Genomic DNA, 12,666 nt, shown 5'->3' on the forward strand with positions numbered 1-12,666 from the left:
ATTTAATTAGAAGAAATTAAATAAATTGGAGGATGAATTTTAAAGTTTGTTCCTCCATTTTTTCTCATGATAATTGAAATTAATTGAGCTTCTCCATCTTTTTTCCCATATCCAATATACATTTCTTGAGGTTCTAATTTTTTACTTTTAGCAATATTTATAAAGTCTGTAAATATTGATGGATGAATTACAAAGTTACATATTTTTTTATTTTTTAATAAGTACTTTGTAGAATCTAAAAAATTTATCAAAGTATTTTTTTCTAATGTTCTTGCCGTTTTTCTATCAACATTTTTGCTGATTATTCCTCCTGAATAATGTGGTGGATTTGATATTATATAATCAAAACTTTCAGCTAAAAAATACTTCTTTATATTTTTCACATCATCATTTATAAAATTTACTTTAGAATCATTAATTGCAGCATTTTTTATAGAACTTGTAAATAAATCTTTTTGTAGCTCAATACCTGTTATATTTATGTTATAAAGTTTTGATAAGCAAATAGATACGTGACCAGTTCCACTTCCAAATTCGATTACTTTCATATTATTTTTAATAGTAGATGTTAATATTAAAAAAGAACTCGCATGATTTGGCATGTGAGTTTTAGAAGGTGCTTTTATTTTTAATTTTCTATACACATTATCTATTTCAATAAATTTTTTCTTTAAAACTTCAATCAATTCTATCACTTCTTTTTACAAAAATAGAATAACTATTCTTCTTTAAATCTTTTATAATTGAATTATGAGAATATAAGTAAGAAAATGTATCTAAATAAAAAATATTTACATTTGAGTTTTCAAATAATATTCTTGATTTTATTTTTGTATTTATTGAATTAAAAATACTGCCTTCAATTAATGTTTCAGCTACATTACTTATTTTCAAATCATTCATTTTTGTATTATAAAAGTATACTCCAGATGAATTATTTAAATTTATATTTACATCTTTTAATTTATTATAATATGAACAAAACCTTGTTATAGATTTTAAATTTATAATTGATTTATTTAAAAAATTAGAATTTTGTATAAAGATTACATTTCCTCTTCCTTCAATATTTATTGATTCTATATCAGTATCGAACATTATTATTGTTCCACCATCTAAATATATAGTTCCTTTCCCAGACAGTTTTGATTTTTCAATACCTTCCATAATAAACAATGTTCCTTTTATTATCATTCTTGCATTATTCGAAAAGCGTATTTCACTTCCAGATTCCACAAATAAAGTTTTCCCTTTTTCAATTAAAAAATCAAAAGGTACAAAAAATGGGGAATTTATTTTTAAAAGATATGTACTATTTTTTATATTTTCAATTGTACTTGCTGAATAGAAATTAATATTTGACGAAAATCTATAAATTGGAGTTGATGGAAATCCCAATGTTCCATTTTTTGTTTTTTTTCTTACAAACATTATATCATTATTTTTCACTTCAGCAAAAGATAATTCTGTTTCTAAAAATGGTTTCCATCCCCATTTATCTTCATAATGTTCAACAACATATGATTGTATATTTGGATCTGTTTCCCAAGAAAACAATGTATCTTTATTTGATAATAAAATAGTTGTATTTTTTACTACGTTTGGTATTTTAGTATCAAATGAAATGTTCATTAATTTTTTTGAATAGTTTCTTGATGAATCAAAAACTATTACAGTTGATTGTGTTGAATCTGTAGATAATATTTCATATGGATACAAATATTTTGAATCGTTATAGATAAAGGTCTTTAGAGATTTATCCCAATCATCTTTTGTTAAAATATTTAAATTAGAAAACAAATTTAACTTTAAAGTATCAGATAATATAACAGGTGTGGAATCTTTAGATGTGTCTAACATAAAACTTGTTTCACTCTCATTTTTCAATTTATCAAAAACTTTTAATTTAACTTTTATGTTTCCAGAATTTTTTATTAATGGTATGGTTATTGAAGAATCTTTTGTTGTACCTTCAAAAACTTCGTTCAAGTAAATATTTGAATAAGCATAATCACTAGAATCTATCTTAAATTTTATTTTTAATTTTCCATTTTCAATTTCTTTATTTATATCTTGTATTTTAGGCAAAATAGAATCATAAAACAATTCTGTAGAAACATCTGTAATTAAAGAATCTTTATTATCTAAAAACTCTACTTTTAACTTGTGCAATCCATTTTCTAAATTCTTTATATAAAATCCCTCCGGTGAAGCTATAAAATTCACCGGAGAACTATCAATTGACATTTTTATTTTTGAATAATTAAAATTTGTTTTTATTGCTAAAGGAAAATTTTTTGAAACTTTGAGATTTGGTATATTTATTTTATATTTAATACTTTGAGAACAACTAACTAATAAGAATAAAAGTATTAAAAAACTCAAAACAAAAAAAACTTTTTTCATTTATTAACCTCTTTAAAATACTTTAAAATTGGGGAATCTTGAGGAATTACAAGTATACTATCTTTAAAAGAATTTTTATACATGTCTGTTATTTTGGTTAATTCAAAAAAATCCTTGTCTTCTTCAAAAGCATTTGCTAAAATTGTAATTACACTTGCATCAGCTGTACCTTTTATTATTTCAGACTTTTTTTGAGCATCTGAAAGTATTATTTTGACTTGTTTATCTGCTTCTGCTCTTGTTTTTTGAGCTTCTCTTTGCCCCTCTGCTCTTATTAATTCTGCTATTGAATATCTTTCTGCTTTCATTCTATTGTAAACCGATTGTGTGTTTTCAGGAGGTAGATCTGTTCTTTTTACTCTAACATCTTGAACGTATATTCCAAAATCCTTTAAACTGTTTCTTGATCTACTAGTTATCTCATTTAAAATTTCTTTTCTCTTTATAGATAATATCTGTGTAAAGTTGTATTTTGCAATTATATCTCTAACATGAGAGTAAACAACATCATCAATTCTTGTTAATGCTCTTGAAACACTATTCATACTTTCCATGAATTTTTTAGCATCAGTAATTTTCCAAAGAGCATAAGTATCAACTACTATAGTTTTTTTATCTGATGTAATTACTTTTTCTGGTTTTATATCATAAAGCATTATTCTTTTTTCAAACTTTACTACATTATCTACAAAGGGTGTCTTAAATCCAAGTCCAGGATTACTTTTTATTTTTTGTATTTGACCAAAACGTAATACTACTGCTTGTTGCGTTTGATTAACTATATAAAAAGAAGAAAACAAAAAGAAAATCGCAACAATTAATATTATTATAGATATTATTTTTTTCATTTTGTTGCCTCCTTTAATACAGTATCAAGATTGAGAAGCTTTAATGTATTTCCTGATTCTGATACTATCTTTAATTTAGAATTTTTTATCATTGCATCTATTGCATCTAAAATCAAACGTTTTTTTGTTATTTCTTTTGAAATTTCATACTCTTTTAAAATAGATTTGAACCTTGCTGCTTCACCTGTAGCAAGAGCTACCTTTTCATAAGCATAACCTTCTGCATCTTTTAAAATTTGTTCTGCCTGTCCTTGAGAACGTGGTATAACATCATTTGCATACTTTTGTGATTCATTTATTAGCTTTTCTTTATCTTGCTTTGCATTGTTTACATCAACAAAAGCTTCTACAACATCTTTAGGTGGTGCCACGTCTTGTAAGTAAACATTTTCTATATTTATTCCTGCATTGTATGAATTTAAAATCTTTTGAACTTCTTCAGCTGTTTCCATGGCGATTTTATCCCTTTCAGTAGTTAAAACAGCATCTATTTTAGAAAGAGCAACTCTTTCTCTTAAAACACTTTCTGTTGTCAATTTAACTAAGTCATCATATTTAATTAAATTAAAGTATAACTTTACTGGATCACTTATTCTATACTGTACAGCAGCTTGAATTGAAAGAATATTTTCATCTCCTGTAATCATATTTGATTCACCTGGAACATCAATATAGTCTGTTTTACCATTATAAAAAGTAGTTCTAAAACCAATTTCTCTCTTTTTTAATGATCTAATATCATAGATTATATGAGTTTGAAAAGGAAAAGGTAGATGGAGACCAATACCAGGACCTTTTGAATAAGAGTATTTTCCAAATGTTTGGATTAAAGCCACTTTAGATGGTCCAACTTGAAAAATTCCTGTTGAAATATACAATAAAATAACAACAACAATTGTAATCCATAAAAATAATTTTGTTTTTTTGTTACTCTTTTTTGGTGATTCTGAATCAAAAACCTCAAACTCAGACACAAAAAACCACTCCTTTGGTGTATAATATTTTGTATTAAGAAAAAATACACTAAAAAAATTATACCATAAAAGGAGAAAATATGAAAGATCAAAAACCTCTTTATGAAATTCTAAGACCAAAAAATTTAAATGAAATTTTTGGAAATAACAAATTAAAAACTCTTTTAAAAAATTGGATAAAAAATGAAGTTGTAAAATCTTTTATACTATACGGAGATCCTGGTTGTGGTAAAACATCAATTATAAATGCTTTTTTAAATGAAGTATCTAATTATTACGATTTATACAAAATTTCAGGAGCTATGGAAGGTTCTAAAACTTTAAAAAATATTATAAAAAGTGAAAAAACTTTATTTTCAAAACCTAAAATACTTTTTGTAGATGAAATTCATAGACTGAATAAAGCAGAACAAGATGTATTGTTGTTGAGTGTAGAAAAAGGAGAAATAATTTTATTGGGTTCTACTACAGAAAATCCTGCAATAAGTATAAATCCAGCTCTTTTATCTAGAGTTTTAACTTTTAAAATTGAACAATTAAATAAAACTGACTTTCAATCTTTATTTGAAAAAATTGAAAATTACTATAATATAAAAATAAATAATGAAATAAGGAACGTACTATATAATTATTCATATGATATTAGAAGAATAATAAACATAATAGAAGCTGTTTTTGAAAGTGGCATTAAAGATATAACTATTGATTCTTTAACTCCATTTATTGATAAAATTAATTCATATAACACAAATGATAAGTATTCATATATTTCTGCTTATATAAAAAGTATAAGAGGAAGCGATCCAGATGCCGCTATTTTATATCTTGCTTATATGTTAGAAAGCGGTGAAGATCCAATTTATATAGCAAGAAGAATGGTAATATCGGCTTCTGAAGACATTGGACTTTCAGATCCAAATGCTCTTAATATAGCTATTTCTGCATTAAATGCCGTTGAAAAAATAGGATATCCTGAGTGTTATTATGCTTTAGCTCAAGCTACAATTTATTTAAGCGTTACATCTAAATCCAATAGCGTTGGAATTGCTTACAATAAAGCAAAAAAAATAATTAAAGAAAAAAATATTAAAATTCCAAAACATCTAATTAACTCTATTAATAAAAATCATAAAAAACAAGGTTTTGGAATTGGTTATAAGTATCCACATGATTTTAATGGTTTTGTAAAACAAAACTATATGCCAATAGGCTTAGAAAACTATGTTTTTTATAATCCACAAAAAAATGCTGTTGAAAAAAAGATAGAAGAAAAATTAAAAAAATTGTGGGAAAATAAAAAAAAATATGACTAAAGTAATATAAGTGGAGTAAACTCAACTATTACTTTAGTCATTAAAATATAAATTATTTTCTATGTTCTTTTAAAATTTCAAAAGAAGTATTTTCTTTTATTTTTATTGTTATTACTCTATTTGCAAGTTCAATAGTTATTAAATCATTTTCCTTTAATTTATATGATGGTTTTAAAATTTTTTCATTTTTTTTGACCTTTCCTCCTTCACACAAATCATGAGCTAAAACACGCCTTTTTACAATCTTTGAGTTCATTAAAAACTTATCCAATCTCATATAAAGTACCTCCATTTGAAATGATGAAAATTTTTTCATTTTTTAATCTTAACTATATTTTAACACACTTAAAGAACGTTCAACAAAAATTTATGACTTGACATTTAAAGTTCATATTTATTATAATATATCAGAGGCAAAATTCAAATATGGGGTGAGAATGTTGAATGAACCAGTATTGGTTGTTAAAGACCTTAAAACGTACTTTGATATAGCAGAAGGAACTGTTAAGGCTGTTAATGGTGTTTCTTTTGTTCTACACAAAAACGAAGCATTGGGTGTTGTTGGTGAAACTGGATCTGGAAAAAGTGTTACTATGAAATCAATAATGGGTATGATTAAAAAACCTGGTTACATAGTAGATGGAAGTCAGATTCTTTTTAACACTAATGAATTTTCACACGATGGAAGTATGGAACAAGTAAATTTAGCTAAATTAAGTCAAAAAGCTTTTACAAGAATCAGAGGAAAACATATTGGAATGGTTTTCCAAGATCCAATGGCTTCTTTGAATCCAATGTATACAGTTGCTGATCAAATGATTGAAACAATCGTTTATCATCAAGATGTTACTCCAGAAGAAGCAAGGAAAATAGCTATTGAACTATTAAAAAAAGTTGGTTTACCTAATCCAGAACAAAGAATTGACGACTACCCATTTCAATTTTCTGGTGGTCAAAGGCAAAGAATTATAATTGCTATAGGGCTTTCGTGTAACCCTGAAGTTTTAGTTGCAGATGAACCTACAACTGCTTTAGATGTTACAATTCAAGCTCAGATTTTAGAATTAATGAAAGACTTGCAAAAAGAATATCAAACTGGTATGATATATATAACGCATGATCTTTCTGTTGTTGCAGAAATTGCTGATAAAGTTATGGTAATGTACGGTGGAAATCAAATGGAACTTGCTGATGTTAATACAATCTTTGATAGACCTATGCATCCATATACTCATGCTTTGCTTTCTTGTATTCCAAGGCATGATGCAAAAAATGAAGAATTAAATCCTATTCCAGGACAACCACCTATAATGTTAAATCCTCCTGCTCTTTGTCCATTTTTACCAAGATGTCCAAGAGCAACCGAAAGATGTAAAAAAGAATGGCCGGAATTAACAGAAATAGAAGAAAATCATTTTATAAGATGTTTTAATCCGGTTATAACGAAAAAAACGGAGGATGATAAATAATGTTGCTCAGAGTTGACAATTTAAAAAAATACTTTCCAATGAAACATGGATTTATCATAGAAAGAACTGTAGGATATGTAAAGGCTGTTGATGGAGTTTCTTTTTCAATTGATTCAGGAGAAACATATGGACTAGTTGGTGAATCTGGATGTGGAAAGACTACAATTGGAAAAACTATTATAAGACTTCATGATCCAACATTTGGTAAGATTTATTTAGAAGATAAAGAAACAGCTCATTACTTTATGAAACATAATGAAGCTAAATCATTTTTAAAAACAGAATATGTTGAAGTTGCAAAAGATTTAAAGAAAAAATATAAGACTAATGCTCTTGATCAAATACCAGAATACCAAAGAAAGTACTTTAAAAAAATATACGATGAAGGTGAAGATGCATTCTATAATGAAATGATGCATAATTTGCATGAAAAAAGAGCTTACTTTAGAAAGAATGTTGGTATGGTTTTCCAAGATCCTACCTCATCATTAAATCCAAGAATGACCGTTGGTCAAACTTTAATAGAACCTATGTTGTTTCATAAAGTTGTTACTAGTAAGCAAAAAGCTAAAAATATTGCAATGGACTTACTTGAAAAAGTTGGTTTAAAAAGATATCATGTAGATAGATATCCTCACCAATTTTCTGGTGGTCAAAGACAAAGAATTGCAATTGCAAGAGCAATAGTGTTAAAACCAAAATTAATAATATTGGATGAACCAACATCAGCACTTGACGTTTCGGTTCAAGCACAAATTATTGCTTTATTAAAAGATTTACAAAAAGAATTGAATGCTGGATTTGTATTTATTTCTCATGATTTGGGTGTTGTTAGATTTATTTCTTCTTATGTTGGTGTAATGTATTTGGGAAGAATGGCTGAATTTGGAAATTCAGATGAAATATTTGATAATCCAAAGCATCCTTATTCAGAAGCATTATTAAACTCTGCTCCAATTCCAGATCCACATAAAAGAAGAGATAGAAAACAATTTATAATAAAGGGTCAAATTCCATCTCCAATAAATAGACCAAGTGGCTGTTTCTTTAGTCCAAGATGTAAGTATGTAAAGGCTGAATGTAAAAAATCATTCCCAAATTACTATGATGTTGGAGAAAATCACAAAGTAGGATGTTTCTTATATAAGTGATACAAAAAAACTCAGAGGGGAGGGCATTACATGAAGAAACTTTTAGTGTTGTTTGTTGTTGTTTTTGCAGCATTGGCTATGTTTGCTGATGATGTTGAATGGTTAGTTGAAAATGTTAGCGGAGGTCAAAGAGGTGGAACATTATATTTAACAACCACTGATGGCCCAAAAACTTTAAACTCTTATCAAGCACAAGAAACTTCAAGTACAGATATATTAGCATGGTTATTTGATTCTGCTATGCAAAGTAATAATAAAGGTATTACTTCATTACAAGCTATGGCAAAATCTTTTAGCGTAGAAGAAACACAAAGCGGTACATTCACTGGTGTTAAATACACATTCACCTTAAGAAAAGGCTTAAAATGGTCTGATGGTGTACCAATAACAGCTGATGATTTTGTTTTTACAGCAGAAAAAATTGCATTTGTTAATGAAATGACAGCAAATGGAAATGGTGCTTATCTTGATGATAAAGATAACTTACCTGTAGTAAAAAAAGTTGATGATTACACTGTAACATTTACTTATGAAAAATCAAAATTCAGACAAGGTTACACAATGCTTGGTGGAATGACTATATTCCCAAAACATTATTTTGCTGATAAAGTTGATACACCTGAACATTTTAAACAAACATGGACTGTAGATCAAATTGATAAATTAGTTACTTCTGGACCATTTATTTTATCAGAATATAAAGAAGGCGTTAGATTAGTATTAAAAAGAAACCCTTATTACTATGCAAAATCTAAAGACGGAGTACAATTACCTTATTTAGATGAAGTTGTATACAATATAGTTCCTAATACTAATACAGAATTACTTAAGTTTGAAGCTGGTGAATCTGATATCTTTGCACCAAATGCAAAAGATTTCCCACAAATTAAATCAGAAGCTTCTGAAAAAGGTTGGAATGTTGTTGTTGGTGGACCAGCACTCGGTTCTCAATTTATTGCATTTAACTTTAATGCTCCAGACAAATATAAAAGAGCATGGTTTAGAAACGTAAACTTTAGAAAAGCTATTGCATTTGCTTTTGATAAACAATCAATAATTGATAATCTTTACAATGGATTAGGAGTACCTCTTTATGGACCAACTTCTTCTTCATCAGGATTCTATGATCCAGAAGTAGAAAACTTAGGTTACAGATTCTCAATTTCAAAAGCTAAGAGATACTTGAAAAAAGCAGGATTTACATGGAATGCAGACGGTAAATTAGTTGATAAAGATGGAAATATTGTTAAATACACACTTTCAACAAATGTTGGTAACAATGTAAGAGAAGAAATTGGAAATATTTTATCTGACTCTCTTGCTAAACTTGGTATAGAAGTTGTATTTAGACCTATTGCATTCAATACTCTCGTTCAAAAGTTATTTGGTGGAGATTGGGATTCAATAATTATAGGTCTTACAGGTGGAGTAGATCTCGGTGACGGTTGGAATGTAAATAGATTAGACGGTGGTCTTCATTTCTGGAACTATAGCCCTGAAAGTCAAAAATGGGTAGATAAAGATGATTATTTTGTTCCTGATTATGAAAAGAGAATTGATGAAATCTTCAAAGAACAAGCAGTTACTTTAAATCAAGACAAATTAAAAGAACTTTTCAATGAATATCAAATGTTAGTAGCTCAAAATCAAATATTAGTTTATACAGTAGCTCAAAATTACTTAGTTGCTTATAAAAAATCAGTACATATATTCAACCCAACACCATCTCCAGCAGCACCAACACTTTGGAAAAGATACTGTATTTGGAAAGAAACAAAATAATAATTTAGCATGGAGAGCTTAGCTCTCCTGCTATATTTTTTAAAGGAGGATGAAAAAGTTGTTAAAGTACATCTTGAGAAGATTACTCTTTTCAATACCTGTTTTAATTGGTGCTTCTTTCATTGCATTTTTAATAATTGCTTTGGCACCTGGGGATTTCTTGGATCAACAAAGAATGAATCCTACTATTAAGCAAGAAAAGATTCATCAACTTGAAAAAGAGTATGGTTTAGACAAAAACGTCTTTATAAGGTATGGTCTTTGGATAAAGAATGTTCTTAAGGGAAACTGGGGTTATTCTTTCTCTTATAAAATGCCTGTATGGAATATTTTAGGTGGAAGACTTGAAGCTACTCTTTTATTAAGTATTACAACATTTATTTTTTCCTGGGGGATTGGAATCCCACTGGGGATATACTCAGCACTGCATCAATACACAGTGTCTGATCAATTTTTAACAGTATTTGGATTTATTGGAATTTCTATTCCTACGTTCTTTTTTTCATTGTTATGGCTTTTTATGTCAGCAAAGACACATTGGTTCCCTGTTGGTGGAATGATTTCAAATTCATTTGATAATCTTCCATGGTGGAAACAAATAGGAGATTATTTTTGGCATGTAATAGGACCAATGGTTACTTTGGGTTATGCTTCTCTTGCCAGTACAATGAGAATTATGAGAGGTCAATTATTAGATGAAATGAATAAAGAATATGTTCAATTTGTAGAAGCAAAGGGTATGCCAAGAAAAACAAAAATATATAAACATGCTTTAAGAAATGCCATTAATCCTATTGTTACTGCATTAGGGTATACACTTGCTGGATTACTTGGTGGTTCTTTAATTACAGAAAATATCTTTGGATGGCCTGGAATGGGTTCATTAATGTTACAAGCTTTAAATATGCAAGATCAATTTTTAGTTATGGCTAATCTTATGTTGAGTGCATTTTTACTTATAATTGGTAATTTAGTAGCAGATATTTTACTTGCTGCTGTTGATCCAAGAGTAAGATTTAGACTTTCTTAACGGAGGTAAAAGGATGAATCCTGATAAAAATAAGATAAATAATGATACAAAAAATAAAGAAAATGAAAAAGAAGATGTTTTTGAACAAGAATTTTTATCTACTCCACAATTAGTTTGGAGAATCATAAAAAAACATAAACTTGGTGTTATTTCAATGTGGGTTCTTGCAATACTTTACTTTTTTGCAATATTTGCTGACTTTTTCTCACCAATGGACCCTTATAAAAACCACATTGAATATAGATTTATGCATTCAACAAAGATGCACAGTACAAACTTAATAACTGGAGAAAAAACAAAGAGATATGTAAACTTATACACTTTAGAAAGAGATCCAGTTACAAGAAAAGGAACTTTTGTTGAAGCTACTCATTTTGATAAATTAAAAGCTATTAATTCTGATAATGGTAAAGAAGAAACATATCAACTTGGAAAGTATAGTGAAACTTTTAATTCTACCATTACTGAAATGTACTTTAATTACTATATAGTGAATAAAGCAGTTACAAAAGATGGTCAAGAAATACTTTTAGATAAAAAAAGTGTAAATGATCAAATTTTACTTCCTATTTCTTTATTTGAAAAAGATAAACAAGCTACAGCACCTGTAAGAGATAAAGATGGATTTTTAAAGCCTAATTTTTCAAACTTTTTAACAGGAAATGAAGTGCTCTATAAAGAAGACAAAAGAGATATAGCAATTGACGAAGCAAAGAGTAATTGGAAGTATGGTTCTAAAATAAAAGATAAAGATATAGTAAAAATAAATAAATACTTTAAGTTAGACTATATTTATGTTGGAACTGATAACTTTGATGAAGTTGATATTTATCCAGCAGATATACAAGGAGTTACCTTTAAAAGATACGATGTTAAGTTTTTCATCAAATCTTGGGATTATAAACTATTAGGTTTTATCCCTACAAATGTACATTTTATTGGTGTAGAAAAAACCAAATTACCTTCTTTAAAAGATTATATCTCAAACGATGGTATATTCTATCTTTGGGGAGCAGATAAATTTGGCAGAGATATGCTTTCTAGACTTTTATATGGTTCAAGGGTATCACTTTCAATTGGTTTTGTAGGTATATTAATAACATTTACAATAGGTCTCTTCTTTGGTGGAGCTGCTGGTTATTATGGTGGCTGGGTAGATGAAGGATTAATGAGATTTACTGAAATATTAATGTCATTACCAAGTTTTTATTTACTTATAGCTCTTGGAGCATTATTACCGGGTGATTTATCTCCGGCATTAAGATATATGCTCATCATCGTCATACTTTCATTTATAAGTTGGCCAGGTATGGCAAGGGTTATTAGAGGTATGACTCTTGGTATGAAATCTTCTGAATTTATTGAAGCTGCCGTAGCTTTGGGTTATCCTGGAAGAAGAATTATCTGGAAACATATGATACCTAACACTATGACATATATAATTGTATCTGCTACTATGGCAATACCATCATATATTATCGGTGAAGCAAGTTTGTCTTTCCTTGGTTTAGGAATTACAGAACCTTCATCATCTTGGGGACTCATGTTATCACAAGCACAGAGCTTAGAAGCTTTAACAAATTATCCATGGCTTCTTATACCAGGACTTTTAATATTTATAACTGCTCTTTCATTTAATCTCTTTGGAGATGCTTTAAGAGATGCTTTAGATCCAAGAGCTTTAGGTCATTAA

Annotated in this window: 11 protein-coding genes; 6 read left to right on the forward strand and 5 right to left on the reverse strand. The window is 28.0% G+C overall.

Annotation, left to right across the window (positions count from 1 at the left end):
* Nucleotides 1-2: 2 nt before the first annotated feature.
* The 4 genes from IGS63_RS10850 to hflK are packed head-to-tail and all read right to left on the reverse strand — an operon-like array spanning nt 3 to nt 4,228.
* Entirely contained in the window at nt 3-686 is a 684-nt protein-coding gene (locus IGS63_RS10850) for a tRNA1(Val) (adenine(37)-N6)-methyltransferase (RefSeq protein ID WP_190614861.1), read from the reverse strand.
* On the reverse strand, nt 679-2,406 hold the full coding sequence (locus IGS63_RS10855) for a hypothetical protein (RefSeq protein ID WP_190614862.1): 1,728 nt from the start codon (nt 2,404-2,406) through the stop codon (nt 679-681). Before IGS63_RS10855 ends, IGS63_RS10850 begins: the two co-directional genes overlap by 8 nt.
* Nucleotides 2,403-3,254, reverse strand: coding sequence for a protease modulator HflC (gene hflC / locus IGS63_RS10860; RefSeq protein WP_190614863.1), 852 nt, complete (start codon nt 3,252-3,254; stop codon nt 2,403-2,405). Before hflC ends, IGS63_RS10855 begins: the two co-directional genes overlap by 4 nt.
* A complete protein-coding gene (gene hflK / locus IGS63_RS10865) occupies nt 3,251-4,228 on the reverse strand; it encodes an FtsH protease activity modulator HflK (RefSeq protein WP_190614864.1) in 978 nt (325 codons plus the stop codon). The genes hflC and hflK overlap by 4 nt, the downstream gene beginning before the upstream one ends.
* 80 nt (nt 4,229-4,308) lie before the next feature.
* Between hflK and IGS63_RS10870 the strand changes: the two genes are divergently transcribed.
* Nucleotides 4,309-5,541, forward strand: coding sequence for an AAA family ATPase (locus tag IGS63_RS10870; RefSeq protein ID WP_190614865.1), 1,233 nt, complete (start codon nt 4,309-4,311; stop codon nt 5,539-5,541).
* Nucleotides 5,542-5,593: 52 nt separating this feature from the next.
* On the opposite strand, the gene IGS63_RS10875 is transcribed toward IGS63_RS10870, so the two are convergent.
* Complete coding sequence (locus tag IGS63_RS10875; RefSeq protein ID WP_190614866.1) at nt 5,594-5,818, reverse strand: S4 domain-containing protein; 225 nt, start codon at nt 5,816-5,818, stop codon at nt 5,594-5,596.
* A gap of 160 nt (nt 5,819-5,978) precedes the next feature.
* On the opposite strand from IGS63_RS10875, the gene IGS63_RS10880 reads away from it, so the two are divergent.
* From IGS63_RS10880 to IGS63_RS10900, 5 genes are read left to right on the forward strand one after another with little or no spacing between them, the layout of a single operon-like run.
* Complete coding sequence (locus IGS63_RS10880; protein ID WP_190614867.1) at nt 5,979-7,010, forward strand: ABC transporter ATP-binding protein; 1,032 nt, start codon at nt 5,979-5,981, stop codon at nt 7,008-7,010.
* Nucleotides 7,007-8,161: an ABC transporter ATP-binding protein gene (locus tag IGS63_RS10885; RefSeq protein ID WP_420856931.1), complete on the forward strand. Its 1,155-nt coding sequence runs from the start codon at nt 7,007-7,009 to the stop codon at nt 8,159-8,161. The genes IGS63_RS10880 and IGS63_RS10885 overlap by 4 nt, the downstream gene beginning before the upstream one ends.
* A 30-nt stretch (nt 8,162-8,191) precedes the next feature.
* Nucleotides 8,192-9,943 (forward strand): ABC transporter substrate-binding protein, encoded by a 1,752-nt coding sequence (locus IGS63_RS10890; RefSeq protein ID WP_190614869.1) that lies wholly within the window; start codon nt 8,192-8,194, stop codon nt 9,941-9,943.
* Nucleotides 9,944-10,001: 58 nt separating this feature from the next.
* The gene (locus IGS63_RS10895) at nt 10,002-10,973 is read left to right on the forward strand and encodes an ABC transporter permease (protein ID WP_190614870.1); all 972 of its coding nucleotides are present in this window, start codon (nt 10,002-10,004) and stop codon (nt 10,971-10,973) included.
* A 13-nt stretch (nt 10,974-10,986) separates the two neighbouring features.
* Entirely contained in the window at nt 10,987-12,666 is a 1,680-nt protein-coding gene (locus tag IGS63_RS10900; protein WP_190614871.1) for an ABC transporter permease, read from the forward strand.

The organism is Tepiditoga spiralis (assembly GCF_014701195.1).
Classification (GTDB): Bacteria; Thermotogota; Thermotogae; order Petrotogales; family Petrotogaceae; genus Tepiditoga; species Tepiditoga spiralis.